The following is a 17,485-nucleotide window of genomic DNA, read 5'->3' as shown; positions in this document are numbered from 1 at the left end:
GTTACCGTCCGCGTCGTTGACGATCGTTGGTGTGGTTGTGCATGATCACAGGCGCTTGACTTATATGTGCTTTATGTGACGTCTGCGCCAGATGTGCCGTACGTCTTGTTCATGGAGGTGCGGCATGCGTGCGCGTCGTTTGCTCTCTGCTGCGTCGGCAGTATCGCTGCTGATGGCGGGGCTTTCAGTGCCTGTGGTGGCCTCGGCGGGCAGTGCGGCAGCCGACACCGGCCCGGGTGCGGTGTCCTCGCAGGCGCAGGCCTTGGCCAAGGCACGGAAGACGGGCCAGCCGGTGGAGATTGCGGCTTTGCGTGGTGAGGCTCGGGAGGTTGCCGCGAATCCGGACGGCACGCTGACCGAGACCGATTACCTGCGGCCGAAGTGGACCCGCAAGAACGGGGCTTGGGCGAAGGTGGACACCCGCCTGGTCAAGCGGTCCGACGGCTCGCTGGCTCCGGCTGCTTCGCCGCTGGGGGTGGTGATCGCCGGCGGTGAGGGCCCGTTCGTCCGCATGTCACGGTTGGGCCGCGAGTTGTCGCTGTCATGGCCGGGGAAGTTGCCGGCTCCCTCGATCGAGGGTGATACGGCTGTGTTCTCCTCCGTGCTGCCGGATGTGGACCTGAGGGTGCAGGTGGAACCGGACGGGATCTCTCACCTGCTGGTGATCAAGACCCCCGAGGCGGCGCACAATCCTGAGCTCGCCAAGATCCAACTCGGGTTGCGCACGGCGAAGCTGACGGTGAAACAGGATGCGGACGGGACATTGCAGGCGTCCGACAGCGTGTCGGGTGCCGGAATGTTCGAGGCCCCTTCGCCGGTGATGTGGGACTCGCGGCAGCCGGTAGTGGCAGCTAGGGCGGAGAAGGCCGCCGGGTCGGGCGTGGGAGCACCGGCGCCGGCGCAGGGGCCGGGCGATGCCTCGGCGGTGGCGCCGGTGAAGGTCGAGGTCGGATCGGGGAAGCTGGCGCTGACCCCGGACCAGGGACTGCTGACCTCACCGGACACCAAGTTCCCGGTCTACGTGGACCCGTCGTGGACCGCCCGGTCGCGGGATGCTGCGTGGCTGATGGTGTCCAGCGGGGGCTGGTCGCGCTACAAGTTCTCCGGGTCCGAGGGCGTCGGATTGTGCGACGTCACCAAGGACGCCGAATGCGGTGCCTCGACGCACAAAAAGCGGTTGTTCTACCGCATGCCGATCTCCGAGGTGGCGCACAAGTACGTGCTCAACGCGGAGTTCACCGCGTTCGAGACGCACGCCTACGACTGCAACAACTCCACGTCGGTGCAGTTGTGGCACGCCAGCGGCTTCGCACAGTCTTCCACCTGGAACTCCACGTCCGACAACTGGCAGGAGCACCTTGCATCCCGGGACGTGGCGTACTGCTCGCGGACCGGGGTGGAGTTCGGCGGCTCCAGCCTGCTGAACGTGGTGAAGGCCGCGGTATCGCGGGGGGACCCTGCGATCACGTTCGGGTTGAGGGCCTACGACGAGTCGTCGATGGCGTGGTGGAAGCGGTTCGCCTCGGACGCCTACCTGCGCATCACCTACAACACCCCGCCCGACCGGCCGTTGAAGAGCAACCTGTCGAGCAACCCGGGTGGCCCGTGTGAATGGGACGACGCGCGCCCGACAGTGAAGGCCGCACCGACGATCAAGGCGTACCTGTACGACCAGGACAAAGAGGACGCGGCGAAGGTCACGGGCCAGTTCCAGATCTGGTGGAACGACGGGTCCGGGTGGGCCAAGCACAAGGACGTGACGGTCGGCCCGAAGGCGTCGGGGTCGCCGTTCGAGACCACGGTGCCGGCCGACGCGCCCGAGGGGACGCTGATCGGCTGGGCGGTGCGCGCCTATGACGGCAAGCAGTACAGCGCGTGGACCAACTCCGGCGCCCCCAAGATGTGCGAGTTCATCTTGGACAAGACCAAGCCGTCGGCGCCACAGGTCTCCTCGACCGACTATCCCGATGACGAGGCCGACCACGGGGGCGTCGGCCAGTACGGCACGTTCACCTTCACCCCGGCCAGCTCCGATGTGGTGAAGTACCAGTTCGCGGTGAACGGGTCGGCCAAGCAGGGGACGACCGTGCAGGCGCCGTCGCCGGGTGTGCCGGTGACGGTGAGCATCATGCCGACCTCCGAGGGCCCCAACACCCTGTCGGTGATCTCCTACGACAAGGCGGGCAACGACAGCGAACCTGCCAGCTACACCTTCAAGTCGGGGCCGGGCGCTCCGGCCAAGGCCAGGTTCACGCTGGACGACCCGGCCGGCGCCAGCAGTGTGCAGGCGGCCACGCGCGATGGTGAGCCGGGGATCGCCGCTGCCACTCACGGTGGGGTGACCCTGGGAGCGGACGGCCAGATCGGCAAGGCGATGCAGCTGAACGGTTCCACCGGGTACGCCGCGACCAGCGCCCCGGTCCTGGACACCACCAAGAGTTTCTCGGTCTCGGCGTGGGTCCGGCTCGACAACAAGAACAACACCGGTGTCGTGGCGGCTCAGGACGGGACTCGGGGCAGCGCGTTCGCGCTGTACTACTCACCCGGCTACGACCGGTGGGTCTTCAACATGCAAGATCCTGGCACCGACAATCCGGCGTTGATCCGCGCGATCTCCACGGCCTCGCCGGCGACAGGGCAGTGGACGCATCTGGTGGGCGTCTACGACCACGCCGCCCACAAGATCCACCTGTACGTCAACGGAAGTTTGCAGGCCAGCACCGACCAGCCGAACTCCTTCAGCGGTGATGGTCCGTTGCAGATCGGCCGGTTCAAGTGGAACGGCGGGTACGGCAGTGGGTACTACTGGCCGGGCGCCCTGGACGAGGTCGGTCTCTATGACCGGGTGGTGACAGGCGCGGAGGTGCTGTCGGCCTATCAGCGAGCTCCAGTGGTGATGGCGCGGTGGAAGCTCAACACCGACGGCGCCGATGACTCCGGTCACGGTCGCACCCTCAGCCTGGCAGGCGGGGCGAGCATCGACGGGGCAGCCGGCTACCTGGGCGATCCCATGGCTGGGCTGCTGCTGGACGGCCAGGCGGGCTCCTACGCCGCGACCGCCGCGCCGGTTCTGTCGACCGGCGACAGCTTCACCGTCGCCGGGTGGGTGGCCACGCCCGGCTCGACTGGCGACGCCGCGGTCTTCTCCCAGGCCGGGATCACCAACAGCGCCTTCACCTTGCGGTACTCGCCCGCCGCCGCGAACAACACCGGCGGCTGGCAGATCGAGATGCCCGACGCCGACAAAACCGGCGCGGCCTTCAACACCGCCGAACACGCCACCTTCTTCCCCGGGCAGTGGCAGCACCTGGCGATCGTGTACGACGCCCCCAACCAGGAAATGCGCCTGTACGTCAACGGCGAGCTGCAGGAAACCGACCCTGTGTCATGGAAGTCGGGAATCTCCGGCTTCGCCAGCGCGGGCGGCCTCCAGTTGGGACGGGCCCGCAAGAACGGGGCATGGGGTCAGTTCTTCAACGGCACCATCGACGATGTGTGGGCGTTCAAGGGCGTCGCGACAGCCGACCAACTGCAGATCCTCAGCAACGCATTCGAAGAATTGCCGACCGAGACAGTTCCCTGATCTTCTGCGCGACTCAGTGGTTTCCGCCGGCGGCGGGGACCGCAGTCGGCTTCCCCTTCTAAGCATGCTTTCCCCTGTGTGACACGGGCTTGGCCTGGGCGACGGCCGGCCCTCTGAGCGGAGGACCGTTAATGAACGCTCGCGGCTGGTTGCGGCGCTTCCTCCAACCCGGTGCGCGTGCGCGGACGACGCGGACGATCGCGGTGACCGGTGCGGTGATGTTGACCACCGGGCTACTACCGGCCGTGCCTGCGCAGGCCTTCCCGACAACCGGTCACGGGCCCGCGGCCCACAACGGTGAACGTAAAGTCCACGGGAAGCGGCTGAAGACCGAGCCGCGCAAGCCCCTACCGGCGGCGGCCAAGCCCGCGAAGGTGAATTGGCCCCAGCCCGGCTCGGCCGAAGTCACGGTACCTGCGTCCCCCGCGGCGACCGCCAAGAAGCCGTCCGGCGCCTCTGGCGCTCCGGCTCAGGTACGGGCCGGCAAGCTTCCGGTATCGGTCGGTGCGCCGGTCAAGGGCGGCCCGGGCGGCAAGATGACCGTTCGGGTCCTGGACCGGAAGGCCGCGTCCAATGCGGCAGTCAGCGGGCTGCTGATCTCCCTGGCCTCGGCTCCTGCGACGACTTCCACCGCTGCGGCCGCGGAACGTTCGGCTCCGCCCCAGCCGATCCGCGCAACGGTCGGGCTCGACTACAGCGGGTTCGCGCAAGCGTTCGGCGGCACCTACGGCTCGCGACTGCAACTGGTGCAGTTGCCCGCCTGCGCCCTGACCACTCCGCAACAGCCGGCATGCCGCACGCAGATGCCCCTGTCCACTCGCAATGACGCGGAGAAGAAGACCCTCACCGCCGAGGTCGCCGAACCGGCGTCGCAAACGGCGGAGCCGATGGTCTTGGCGGCCGTGGCAGCGCCGGACGGCAGCCAGGGCGACTACAAGGCAACGTCGCTGTCGGCGTCGGCGACCTGGAATGCGGGCGGGAACTCCGGTGACTTCACCTGGTCGTACCCGATGCGGGTGCCGCCAGTCCCCGGCGGGCTGACACCCGACCTCAAGGTGAACTACTCCTCCCAGAGCGTCGACGGCCGGACCTCCAGCACCAACAACCAGCCGTCCTGGGTCGGTGAGGGGTTCGATCTGTGGCCCGGCTTCATCGAACGCAGCTACAAGCCGTGCGCCGATGATGGCGCCCCCCAGTCCAACGGCATCGATCCTGGTGACCAATGCTGGGCCTACGACAACGCCACCGTCACCTGGAACGGCAAGGGCGGCGAGCTGATCAAGGCGTCCGACGGCACCTGGAAGCTGAAGAACGACGACGGCACCCGGTTCGAGATCCTCAAGGGCACCGGCGCCGACACCGCCAACGGCGACAACGACAACGAGTACTGGAAGGTCACCACCACCGACGGCACCCGCTACTACTTCGGCAAGAACCGCCTGCCGAACTGGAGCAGCGGCAAGCCGGAAACCGGTTCGACGTGGACGGCCCCGGTGTTCGGCAACAACGCCGATGAGCCCTGCCACCAGAGCGACTTCAAGGACTCGTGGTGCCAGCAGGCCTGGCGGTGGAACCTGGACTACGTCGTCGACCCGAACGGCAACGCCATCAGCTACTCCTACACCAAGGAGACCAACGCCTACGGCCGCAACGTCACCCCGTCGGCCGACACCACCTACGTCCGCGGCGGCTACCTGAACACCATCTCCTACGGACTGCGCGACAGCGACCCCTACGCCAAGGCCCCCGCACGCGTCACCTTCGGAACCTCCGAACGATGCGACGGCGACAGCACCTTCTGCGACCCCGCCAAGATCACCTCGAACCCCGAGAGGTGGCCCGACGTCCCCTGGGACCAGAACTGCAAGTCCGGTGACCAGTGCGCGATGAAGGGCCTGATCGCCCCGACGTTCTGGACCCGCAAGTGGCTGTCGAGCGTCACCACGCAGGTCGTCGGCGCCGACGGCACCTACCGCGACGTCGACACCTGGAATCTGAAGCACAGCTGGGGCGAGGCCGACATCGACCGTGACCTGCGGCTGGACTCCATCCAGCACATCGGCAACGCCGGAGACAAGCCGGTGACTCTGCCGAAGGTCACCTTCACCCCGGTCCAGCTCACCAACCGCCTGGACAAGACCGGCGACGACATCCCACCGTTCATCAAGTACCGGGTCGGCACCATCTACGACGAGTCCGGCGGCCAGATCGACGTCAACTACTCCGGCGAGCAGTGCACCCTGTCGGACCTTCCCACCCCCGAGACCAACACCAAACGCTGCTTCCCCGTCTACTGGCAGGCCCCCGGCCACGACAGCCCGATCCGGGACTGGTTCCACAAGTACGTCGTCACCCAGGTCGTCCAGACCGACCGCACCGGCGGTGCCCCCGACATGATCACCGACTACAGCTACCTCGGGGACCCCGCCTGGCACTACGACGATGACGACGGCATGACCAAGGCCAAGTACAAGACCTGGTCACAGTGGCGCGGATACGGGCAGGTCCGAACGACCACCGGCGGCTGGAACGACCCCAGGACCCAGACCGACACCTACTACCTGCGCGGCATGGACGGCGACCGCAAGGCCCCCGACGGCGGCACCAAATCGGTCACCGTCTCCGACGGCGAAGGCGGCACCTACACCGACCACGAAGCGCTGGCCGGCTTCGACCTCAAGACCGTCCACTTCGACGGGCCCGGCGGTGCCGTCCACGACAAGACCGTCAACACCCCCTGGCGGGTCCAGACCGCCTCGCGAACCCGCTCGTGGGGCACCACCACCGCCAACGCGGTCAATGTCGGCACCACCCGGACCTGGACCGCCATGGGCGGCGGCACCTGGCGGCAGACTCGCACCGACACCACCTACAACAAGACCAGCCCCGGTGTCGGGCGCGTCGAAACCGTCAGCGACCTCGGTGACACCGGCACTGCCGGCGACGACAAGTGCACCCGCACCAGCTACGCCGACAACTCCGGCGCCAACATCGTCAGCCTCCCCTCCCGCGTGGAAACGGTCGCGGTCGCCTGCACCGCCACCCCTGACCGCTCCCCCCAACTCGTCTCCGACACACGCACCTATTACGACAACGGCGCGCTGGGCGCCGCGCCGTCCAAGACCGACCCGACCAAGGTCGAGGAGATCGCCTCCCACGACGGCACCAAAGCGACCTACGTCACCACCAGCCAGACGGTCTACGACTCCTACGGGCGCCCCACCAAGGCCACCGACGCGGCAGGAAACGTCACTACCACCGCCTACACCGACACCGGCGGCCTGAACACCAAGACCGTGGTCACCAGCCCCCGCACCGACCCCGACAACGCCGCCTCCGCGCAGGTCACCACCACCGAGCTCGACCCGGCGTTCGGTCAGCCCACCGCCAAGATCGATGCCGCGGGGCTGCGCACCGACCTGACCTACGACGCGCTCGGCCGCCTCACCGGCGTGTGGCAGCCCGACCGGCGCAAAGCCGCAGGCCAAACCCCCAACCTGGCCTACGAGTACCACATCGCCGACGGCGGCATCGTCGCCGTCACCACCAAGACTCTCAAGCCCGGTGGCACCCAGCGGACCTCCTACGAGCTGTACGACGGGTGGCTGCGTCCCCGGCAGACCCAGGCCGACGGCCCGGACGGCGGACGGCTGATCACCGACACCTTCTACGACTCCCGCGGCAATACCGCCCGCACCTACGGCACCTACTACAACACCGGCGCACCGGTGCCCAGCCTGCTCGGCGTCGACCAGAACCAGGTCGAGTCCCAGACCGCCTCCACCTACGACGGCCTCAACCGCGTCACCGTGAAGCGGTTCCTGGTCGGCAACGGCACCGACACCGGCGAGAAGTGGCGCACCACCACCGAGTACGGCGGCAACTACACCGCCGTCACCCCGCCCAAGGGCGGCACCCCCACCCGCGAGATCACCGACGCCCGCGGACAGGTCATCGAACGCCGTCAGTACAAGGGCGACACCCCCACCGGCGACTACGACGCCACCACCTACACCTACACACCCGCCGGTGACCCGGCCACCGTCACCGACCCAGCCGGCAACACCTGGCGGCACGAGTACGACCTGCGCGGCCGCGAGATCAAGACCGTCGACCCCGACAAGGGCACCAGCACCGCCACCTTCGACGACCTCGACCAGGAGACCTCCAGCACCGACGCCCGCGGCCAGAAACTGTTCACCCGCTACGACGCCCTCGGCCGCAAGACCGAACTGCGCCAGGACAGCCCCGATGGTCCGCTGCGCGCCTCGTGGACCTACGACAGCCTCCGCATGGGGCAACCGGCCTCCTCCACCCGCTACGTCAACGGCGAGGCCTACACCACCAAGATCACCCAGTACGACATGCTGGACCGGCCCACCCGCCAGACCATCACCATCCCCACCAGCCAAGGCGCACTCGGCAAGACCTACACCTTCGGCACCACCTACAACCTCGACGGAACCGTCGCCAGCACCGGATACGCGTCCGGTGGCGACCTGACGGCCGAATCGGTCCTGACCACCTACGACGACCTCGGCCGCCCCGTCGGGCTCAAGAGCAACCTGTCCACCTACGTCACCGACACCCAGTACACCTACAGCGGCAAACCCACCAAGCAGACCCTCGACACCGGCGGCAAGAAAGCCTGGTACACCTACACCTGGGAAGCGGGCACCCAACGGCTGAAGACCTCCACCGTCGACCGTGAAGGCCTGACCGGCAACGACCGCAACGCCACCTACTCCTACGACCAGGCCGGCAACATCCTGTCCATCGTCGACGACGCCAAGACCGGCATCGACGCCCAATGCTTCACCTACGACCACCTGCGCCGCCTCACCCAGGCCTGGACCGAAGGCGACACCACCTGCTCCAGTACACCCGCCGCCAGCGTGATCGGCGGGCCGGCACCCTACTGGCAGAGCTACACCTACGACACAGCCGGCAACCGCAAGACCGAAACCCTGCACGGCATCGGCGGCCAAGCCGACACCACCCGCACCTACACCACCCCCACCAGCGGTAATAAGCTGACCGGCGTGGCCCAGACCGGCGGCGACGGCACCCGCAACGACAGCTTCGGCTACGACGACGCCGGCAACATGACCACCCGCACCGTCGGCGACACCACCCAGACCCTCGACTGGGACCCCGAAGGCAACCTCGCCAAGATCACCGAAGCCGGGAACACGACCTCCTACGTCTACACCGCAGACGGTGACCGGCTCTTGCGCAAGGACCCCACCGGCACCACCCTCTACCTGCCCGGCACCGAACTACGCCTCTACAACGGCGCCAGCTCGGCCAAGGGCACCCGCTACTACACCCTCGGCGACCAGACCCTCGCCATGCGCACCGGAAGCGGCGTCCAGTTCCTCGCCCCCGACCACCAGGGCACCAGCCAACTCGCCATCGACGCAGGCACCCAAGCCACCGTCCAACGCCGCTACACCCCCTTCGGCACCCTCCGCGGCGTCGACGACAAGACCACCTGGCCCGACGAGAAGGGCTTCGTCGGCGGAACCAACGACCCCGGCACCGGCCTGGTCAACCTCGGCGCCCGCGAATACGACCCCCAAACCGGCCGCTTCGTCTCCGTCGATCCTCTGGTCAACCCAGACGACGATCAGAGCCTGAACGGCTACGCCTACGCGAACAACAGCCCCATCACCTTCAACGACGCCTCAGGCCTATGCCTTGACGTCAACCCAGTCATAGGGCCGATCTCATGCCACGCCCCCGGCAATGACGGCAAGCCCACGGACTTCTCCGGACGCCCCAACCACCGCGTCCACCCCTACAGAGGCACTCCAGCCCAATACGATCCCTCTCCCTACCACTACCGCTTCAACCCTTACCTCCAGAAGCATGAGCCGAGGGCACCCGCCAAGAAGTGCGACTGGACCTGCAAGATCAAAAAGTCCAGCAGCATGTTCGCGAACGGAGTCAAACACGCATACGGATCAACCGCCAACTTCGTCGACAAGCACTGGAACACGATTTCGAAGGTCGCCTCCGTGGCTGGCTTTGGTGCATGCCTGGTCGTCTCCGCAGGCGCCTGCGTCGCAGTCGGATTGACTCTGGCAGGTGCCTCGTACTTGAGAAACGTTCAACAGGCCGGCTGGAACTTCGGAGACGAAAACGCCCTCAGGCAACTCGCATTCGACAGCGCACTCACCCTGGGCGGCGGCTATCTAGGAAAAGCCATTCCGAGCGGGAAATGGGGGCTGCGAGGCGGCTGGGGCGGCGGCTCCGTCATCAACCGCTCATGGGGACGTGCGCACTGGCGGCACGCCTCCCGCACACCAGTAAATCTCGGACGCACGGGATACGGCATGGCAGTGAACGCCTCCACCGGCATGCCCGGCCTCCTCATCGGAATCGGGGTGAGAAGCTATCCGTCCCTCGTCATCCACAACTGAAAAGATCGGCCGGCCGCTTCTCGCCGCCGGCGGCGCAGTCGGTCTACTGGCCTTCAGTCTCTTCACCCTGCCCTTGATCGTCAGCGATCCCCCCGGCTTCAAGAACGGCTTGATCGCTGGATTGGTCATCACCATCCCAAACTGGTTCATCTGGATGTTCTGCTGGGGAACTAGACTTCAAGCCAAGGAAAACCTGCTCCGAGTGCCGAACGTCTTCTACATGCATGACATACCGTGGCGCGAAATCGAGAAGATTTTTATTGATCGAGGCTTGGCGATCGAACTGCGGAAGCGGCCACATGAAGGCAGGCGAGTCGTCCGTTCCATACATTTCGGAGGATCTGTGCTCGGCGACATCGCGGGTTATCGAACCCATCGACGCCCTGCTGCTCGACTCGAATCAATTCGACTGGAGCACCAAAAGCACCTGCCGGCGAATGCATTGACGACTGGGGAGTATTGCAGGCGGATCCATGTTCCGTGGCGGTCATTTACGACCGTACTCCTCCTCGTGGAAGCGCTAGTTTTGGGACTCAGTTCGCTCGGTTCGCAATGATTCTTCTGGCTACGACGTCGACCAGCACGCGTCGGTGTGGCAGTCGTTACCGGAACAGTCGCCAAGGGGCTGCCCGCCGGACGTGTCAGCCGGCCCAGGGATGGTGACGGAGGGCTGGCGCGTGGCGAGTTGGGCTCGCGCCTGCTGCAACGAGTAAAGGGCACGGGAAGGAGGACGGGGCGGTGGCGCCGCGGCCGCACGGGCTGCCCGAGACGCTGCCGGACCGGCGCTCATGCTCATGGACGATCATGCTGATCGATCTTCGTGGCGAGGCGCTGGGAATAGGGGCCTAGCAACGAGATGAGAGCGGCGGTCGGGCTGTCCGGCTCGTTGCGGGCGCGGTAGCGCGCCTGCTGGAGATCGAACCTGAGCATGTTGGTCTTACCGTGGTTGGCCTTGCGGTGTTCGACTAGAACGAGCGGGGCGAGGCGGTGGTCACCTTGGGTGACCGTGGCCCAGACCAGCACGGAGGCCAGGCGCCGCTTGCGGTCCTGCCACCAGGAGATGTGGGTGTGCGGATGGGCCGCGACGAGTTGGGCGAGCAGGTCGAGCCAGTCTCCTGGGGGGATTTCCCATTTGTGGAGGGCGGCGCGGCGGTGGCTGTAGTCGATCGGGTCGATGGTGGTGTTGAGTTCGCGGGCGAAGGCGTCGATCGCCGCGGCGAACCGTGCATCGTTGTCGAGGTCCTGCGTCCATGCCCGGACCGGAACGGTGGAGGACATGACGCGACCGGGGGTGATTCCCAATCGCTCGCCGGCGCGGAACTGCGATCCGCCGGTGGACATCTGCACCAGCCTGATCGCGGCGGTGCGCCGCAGGTGAACCGGGCTGATCCCGGTCAGATCCGGGAAGCACTCATCGAACCACGCGTCGGTCATGTGCTGAGGGATGTGCCGGTGGTCGAACCGGCAGTCACCAGTCGGGACGACGACCAGGTGACCCATGCGGCGGTGGTAGGCGCGCAGGGCGTCGGTGCCGTTCCGGCGAGTATTGTCGCTTTTGAGGTTGTGGCCTCGCGGTGTCGGCCGGTGCAGGGCCTCAAGCCGGGTTTGGATCGTGGCGCGCAGAGCCGGGGAGCAGGTCGCCGATGCGCGGTGGGCGAAAGCGCGCCAGGCGGCGGTGTCGGCGGTGGCGGCCAGGAGCGGTTCCAGTCGGTCGGCGCAAACACCCGTCTCTCCGGTGAGGATACGTTCGGCGGCGGTGAACAGCCCGGCGCTGGCGAGAGGGTCGGTGGGCGGGGCGTCGTAGATGACGGAGAACGCCGTCCGGTGATGGCCGTGGTCGTTTGGCCGGTACTGGCGGCGGCGACGTTGCTCGACGTGGTCGGCGAGCGCGTCGGCTACCGGGGCAGGGCCGGCCAGGGCAGCGGCCGCGGGCCAGGTACAGCGGATCAGTCCGGCGACCAGCCGCAGATCCAGGACGTACTCGGCGACAGGGACGGGCACGCCCATGCTGGACGTCATGGCCGGGTCATCGGCCGACAGCAGCGTCAGGAGCCGATCTTGGACGGCCAGGACATGGGTGAGCGACGCGGCGTCGATGACCGGCGGGGCAGCGGTGTCGAGCCGGTGCCCGCATGCCGGCAGCCGTCCTCGACCGGCGCGCGCGGCGCCCGCGGCTTCGGCGGGGGCCCGGCATTGGGCGGGATGCAGCACCTGGCAGGGCTGGCTGATGAGGCCGGCACCAGCGGCACCGATCGGCTGCCGGCAGGCCGGACAGCGTGTGGCCAGCAGGCACCGGTGCAGAGGGCAGGCGAACACCAGCGGCAGCCGCCACAGCTTCTGCCATGGCCCGCCGTGGTGCTGTTGCAGCTCGCTTGTGTCTCCGGCCAGGCATGCGGGGCAGTACCGGGCCGGCCGGGTGAACACCCAGCGGTCCAGCGAGGCGATCTTGTCGGCCTGTTGCATCCACAGTCCGGATCTGCCGCCGGGCAGGGGATGCAGAACGACGTCGGCGGGTGGATAACGGTCGGCCAGACTCGCCAGGCACAATGCTTCGGCTTCGCGGGAGGTCAGCGAGCATGCCCGCGCGAAGCGGGCGGTCTCTTCGGTGCTGGTGCGCAGCAGCAGCCGAACCGGAAGCGAGGCCGCGCCGCCGGATTGCAGCCCGGTGAGCTCGGCCAACCGATGCGGTGTCTGTTCCAGCCGGTGAGCCAGCCGCAAGAGATACCCGCTGATCTCCTCACCTGGCAGCGGAGCCAGGCTGCGCGGCAGCGGTGGGACCCCCGGCCGGACCGTATGAGGGGCCGCTGCGGTGGTCATCGGCCCGTGGCCGCTGATGTGCCGCCGTCGTCGAAGGAGGTGTTGCGGGCGCGTTTGCGGCGCGGCGCATGCGCGGGTGGGGCGGGGATCGCGGGCACCTCGCCGGCGGCGGGGTCACGGGCCGGCAGGTAGTCCAGGCTGATCGCCACACTGTCGAGCAGTCCTGCGGTGAGACGCTCCGCGCCGCTGTCGATGGCCTGGCCGCAGCCGTCCTCGATGAGGCGTTCCAGCAGCCCGACGATGCCGTCGGTGCGGCGAAACAGGTACTCGGGCATGCCGGCGCCGGTGAGCATGCCCGGCTCGGCCTTCAACAGCCGAAGCTGGTCTTCGATGCCGGCCAGATGCTGGACCCAGGCGTCGATCTGCGGGGCGGTGTCGTAGCGGAACGGGCCCAGCTCGATCAGGTCGAAGCGTCGCTCGGTCTGGGTGGTGGCGGCGTCGTTGCGGCTGCCGAACCGGCCCGGCGCCGGCGGGAACACCCACTGGCCGCTGCGAGCGTCGTAGCGGGACTCGCGCAACAGCCCGGACTGGGGAATGCCGACCCCGACCAGGACTAGCGTGACCGACATGCTCATCAGGCTGCGGATCAGGTCCAGCACGTCCTGGTCGGCCTCGCGGTGCATCTTCAGCCGGGTGATGTCGTCCAAGATCAGCGCTTTGGTGCCGTGCGCGTGCAGGGCCGCTTTCACGGTCCGCACCAGCTGCGGCAACGTCATGTTCCTGTGCGGCTCGCCGTAGAAGTCCAAGACCGCCTCGCAGGTGCTCTTGGGGGTGGCGGTGACGGGGGTCTGGACGTAGGCGACGGGGGCGTGCAGATCACGGGTGCCGGGCAGCGCGTCGGGGTTGAGCTGGTGGTGCAACTCCAGCCACCATTCCTCGAACAGGGCCGCGACCTCGCAGACCGTTTCGGTCTTGCCCTGGTAGCCGCCGCCGTTGACCATCACCCCCGCGCGGGTGGAGGGCTTGCGCTTGAGGGCGTTGGTGCGGATGCGGGAGGCCACCACCCGTGCCACCGCGGCGCTCATCGGCGTTTCCTGGACGGCCAGGTTGGCGTGGGTGGCGCATCGGTGCAGGTCGTAGAGGCTGCGGCTGCGTGGGCTGGCCGCTTGATACTGCGCGGGCGACCACCGTGGCGCGGGCGGCGCATCGTGGCGGGTCAGCCGCCATCGCCTCCACCCATCGGCGCATTCGCGGTCGAGCAGCACCGCGGGCGGCAGGAACGAGGCCATCGACCCGGCTGAATCACCGCCGGCCGGTCCCGTGGGCCCGGCGCTGGTGCCGTTCACCGGGCTTGCCGCCCTTCACCTCGGCCAGACTTCTGATCAACGGCACCATCGCCGCTCGGATCGCTGCCGCGGCTGACACCCGAACCACTGCCGTCGCACTCGCCGGTGTCGTGCTCGCCGGTGTCGTGCTCGCCGGTGTCGTGCTCGCCGGTGTCGTGCTCGCCGGCGGGCAACCGAAACGGGCTGGAGCGCCGCAGCGTCTCTCCCAGCCGCGGCGGCGGTGTCACCCTTCGACCCGCCATCACCTGCTCGCGCCGCCGCCTGCGGTCGGCGTCCACCGCCTCCACCGCCTGAACGTCCCGGCGGACACGCCGTATCTCCACAGCCCCGTTAGCACCAGCCCCGTCACCATCAACTCGGTCACCGGCCGAGACGTCGGCCAGTGTGGATGCGGCGGGCCGGTCGCTGTCGGCCGCTCGGCTCTGCGCTGCCTCGCGGGCGTGCGCTCGGCGTTGGGACTTGGACATCTGGGTCGGCCACGAAGCGACCGGAATGTGGCCACCGATCAGCTCCAGCAGCAGCGGCAGCAGCTCGGCGTCCGAACGCGGGGCCAGTCCGCGCGCCTTGGCAGCGCGCAGCAGGTCTGAGACGCGGGCGTCGCCGAACGCGGGAACCTCGCTGTCCGGCGCGAGCCCGTTCCACCGCAGGGTGTGCCACTGCCCGGTACCCGGATCCTGGAAATAGGCATAGCGGCGATCACGCGGATCGCGGCGCACCACCCAGCTCCCGCCGAACCTGCCGCCCCGCTGCGACGGCCCGTCCCGGTAGGGATCAAGCGCCTGCCCGTCGTACCACAGCCCCTTCACCTTCACGCCGCGCCCGCCGTGGATCTTCAACCGGTGCGCCGGCAGCAACTGGTAGAACAGCTGCGGGTCGGGGATCTGCATGCTGAACCCGCCCTGGCCCATCGCGACGGTGAACAGCGTGTTCGGGCTGTTGCGCCCGCCCGGATCCCACGCCGGCGCGTGCTCGCCGAGCTCACGGTTCTGCCACACCTTCACGATCCATGTGGCGATCAGGTGCTCCATCTCGGTGATGGTCAGCACCGCATCGCCTTCGGGGTCGGCGCCCCGGTCGGCGACATCGACGCCGCGAAATCCCGGCAGCATTTCCAGCAGCAGCGACTGGATCGCCGCGAACGCCCGCTCGCAGGCGGCCTTGTCGACCGGCCGCAACACCCGCGCTGGAAGGATGTTGGCGCCCAACACCCGCTGGACCTCCACCAGCTGGTGGTTCTTGTACACCGCGCCGTGGTCGGTGGTCACCGTCTCGGGCGTGAAGAACGGCAAGCCGGCCACCCGGTGGCCGGCGAACTCGGCCACCACTGCTGCCGGGACGCCCGGATAGGGCCACTCCATCTCCTCGCCCCAGCCCTCCCGCAGCGGCAACGGCATCATCACATCGCGCAGCACCATCGCCACGTCCGTCGCGGTGTCCGACACCAGTGTCAGCCGGAACGCCACCAGCGAATGGGTGTACACGTCCAACGCCAGCGTCAACGTCACCGCGGCCGGTTCACCGAACACCTCTTCACGCACCAGCACCGCCAGCTGGGTGGTGTCCAGCGCCACCACCTGCCCCGGCCGGTGCACCACCACGTGCTCGCCGGAATAGCGCACCTGGGCCGCCGACCGCTCATACCGCTGCCGGGCGCCGCCCCGCCCGAACCACTCCAGCCATACCAACCGGAGCGTCTCGGCACACGGCACCGTCACCTGTGGCCCGAACCGCTCCCGGACGTACTGGTGGATCAGCCGCTCCCGGGTCTTCATGCTGACCCGGGAGCGATGCAGCGTCTCCTGCCGGACGGCGAAGATCGCCTCCCGCACCTCCTCGCCCACGCTCGGATGTCCGCCCCGCCGCCGCACCCAGCTGCCGTTCGCGCAGCCGAACATCCCCAGCCGCCGGCACCGTGCCGCCCACCGCTCCAACGTCCGCAGCGACACCCGGTTCAACCCCAGATGAGCAGCCTCCTGCTCACCCAACGCCCTCAACTCGGCGACCTTGGCCAGCCGCCGATCCTGCAGCGTGCTGCATCCGGGATCGAAACCGGGCCGCGGCTCCCCTGGCAGCGCGGCAAACGCCGAACCGCTGCGATACCCGGTCTCCACCTCCATCAGATGCGCGAACCGCAACCGCACCACCGCACGCTGATGATCGGTCAAATCCTCCAACCCGGCCGGCTGCACACCCCGGCCCGCGTCCCACCCCGCCGACGTCGGCGGACAGGCACGGCAGTCCGGATGATTGACCAACGCCGCAATCGTCGTGGACATCTCCGCCGAGCCCACCCCGCCAAGACCACCATCCCGGTGGCGCAGCCGGACACGGCCCGTGTGCGGTTCCAGCAGACTCACCACCCACTCCTGCCCGGCCACCACCACCGCTGTGCCCTCGGCCAACTCCAACAGCCCGCTCACAACGAACACCCGCCCGCTCGCCCAGCCCACACCAGCGCCCGGTCCCCCAACGGCCTGGCCAGGTCAGTCCCCAACCGGCGACGCCACAACAGGTGCAACAGATGCGCCCGCCCCAGCGCCGGGTACCTCGTCGCCGCCACCACCTGCGCCAACGGCGCCGGACCGTCCGCCACCGCCGCCAGCAGCTCCTCGGCGATCCCCAACGGATCGGTCAGCTCACGGCGCTGCGCCGACAACGCCTCCACCGACGCCCACACCTGCGGCCGCCATCCGCACACCACCACGTACCGCCACCCGCAGGCCAACGCCGCCTCCGCCGACGCGGCGAACCGAACCCGATCATCGTCACCGACCCGGCCGGCAGGACGTACATCGATCAGCCACACGGCCTCGCGGGCGACGACCAGGAAATCGGGAACGTGCTCCGCAGGACCGTCCGCAGTGAAGAACCGCAACCGCAGCGGCTGAGACAGCGCATCCACCACATCGGCGGCAAAGTCCATCACCAGCAGCAACCGCTGCTCGGCGATGCTCTCGAAACCGTGGTGTCGACCGGTACTCACCAAGAACGCCAACCCCGGTCGATGCCGCTGGGTAGTCCGCCAGGAGAACGCCCGCACCGGTTCGCACCCCGCCAACGGGAACCCGCCCATATCCCGTACCGGGCACACGACCTGCCCACCGGCCACCCGCCACGTCACCAGCCACCGCCGGGCCCAGCCCGACCTCTGATCCAGCACCAGCCGGTCGCGATCCGCCACCACGTACCGATCAGCAAGCAGATCCGTCCAACGACACTCATCCGAACGGATCACACCTGCACAACCCACCCCGTCAGCAGACGACATACCCAAGAAATACAACGCACAGTGATCATATGTAACTGAGCGGTCAAGACAGTGGTATGTCTCGCAGGTCGCAGATTCATCACGCCGGCCTCGCCAACGAGCCCTG

7 protein-coding genes are annotated in these 17,485 nt (G+C 68.1%); 2 read left to right on the top strand and 5 right to left on the bottom strand.

Translation table 11 applies throughout. The annotated features are described in order from the left end of the window. Window positions 1-124 precede the first annotated feature (124 nt). Both QP089_RS02815 and QP089_RS02810 read left to right on the top strand, forming a co-directional pair. Window positions 125-3,583, top strand: coding sequence for a LamG domain-containing protein (locus QP089_RS02815; RefSeq protein ID WP_285909578.1), 3,459 nt, complete (start codon window positions 125-127; stop codon window positions 3,581-3,583). A 536-nt stretch (window positions 3,584-4,119) separates the two neighbouring features. Then, a complete protein-coding gene (locus tag QP089_RS02810; protein WP_285909577.1) occupies window positions 4,120-10,008 on the top strand; it encodes an RHS repeat domain-containing protein in 5,889 nt (1,962 codons plus the stop codon). Between the two features lie 43 nt (window positions 10,009-10,051). Here the strand turns inward: QP089_RS02810 and QP089_RS02805 are convergent, their stop codons facing one another. The 5 genes from QP089_RS02805 to QP089_RS02785 all read right to left on the bottom strand — a co-directional run bounded on the left by QP089_RS02805 (window position 10,052) and on the right by QP089_RS02785 (window position 17,346). After that, complete coding sequence (locus tag QP089_RS02805) at window positions 10,052-10,384, bottom strand: hypothetical protein (RefSeq protein WP_285909576.1); 333 nt, start codon at window positions 10,382-10,384, stop codon at window positions 10,052-10,054. Between the two features lie 416 nt (window positions 10,385-10,800). Further along, window positions 10,801-12,825, bottom strand: a complete 2,025-nt coding sequence (locus QP089_RS02800; RefSeq protein WP_285909575.1) for a TniQ family protein — start codon at window positions 12,823-12,825, stop codon at window positions 10,801-10,803. Next, a complete protein-coding gene (locus QP089_RS02795) occupies window positions 12,822-14,111 on the bottom strand; it encodes an AAA family ATPase (protein WP_285909573.1) in 1,290 nt (429 codons plus the stop codon). The genes QP089_RS02800 and QP089_RS02795 overlap by 4 nt, the downstream gene beginning before the upstream one ends. Further along, on the bottom strand, window positions 14,108-16,531 hold the full coding sequence (locus QP089_RS02790) for a transposase (protein WP_285909572.1): 2,424 nt from the start codon (window positions 16,529-16,531) through the stop codon (window positions 14,108-14,110). Before QP089_RS02790 ends, QP089_RS02795 begins: the two co-directional genes overlap by 4 nt. After that, the gene (locus tag QP089_RS02785) at window positions 16,528-17,346 is read right to left on the bottom strand and encodes a TnsA-like heteromeric transposase endonuclease subunit (RefSeq protein ID WP_285909571.1); all 819 of its coding nucleotides are present in this window, start codon (window positions 17,344-17,346) and stop codon (window positions 16,528-16,530) included. The genes QP089_RS02790 and QP089_RS02785 overlap by 4 nt, the downstream gene beginning before the upstream one ends. Window positions 17,347-17,485: the final 139 nt, after the last annotated feature.

Origin of the sequence: Actinomadura opuntiae (assembly GCF_030283205.1) — a bacterium.
Classification (GTDB): domain Bacteria; phylum Actinomycetota; class Actinomycetes; order Streptosporangiales; family Streptosporangiaceae; genus Spirillospora.
This window is presented reverse-complemented; position numbering and strand designations above follow the sequence as displayed.

Bases quoted from the DNA above. Each gene is read 5' to 3' on its own strand.
- QP089_RS02800 (WP_285909575.1), bottom strand. From the start codon at position 12,825: ATGACCACCGCAGCGGCCCCTCATACGGTCCGGCCGGGGGTCCCACCG.
- QP089_RS02810 (WP_285909577.1), top strand. From the start codon at position 4,120: ATGACCGTTCGGGTCCTGGACCGGAAGGCCGCGTCCAATGCGGCAGTC.
- QP089_RS02805 (WP_285909576.1), bottom strand. From the start codon at position 10,384: ATGGGTTCGATAACCCGCGATGTCGCCGAGCACAGATCCTCCGAAATG.
- QP089_RS02815 (WP_285909578.1), top strand. From the start codon at position 125: ATGCGTGCGCGTCGTTTGCTCTCTGCTGCGTCGGCAGTATCGCTGCTG.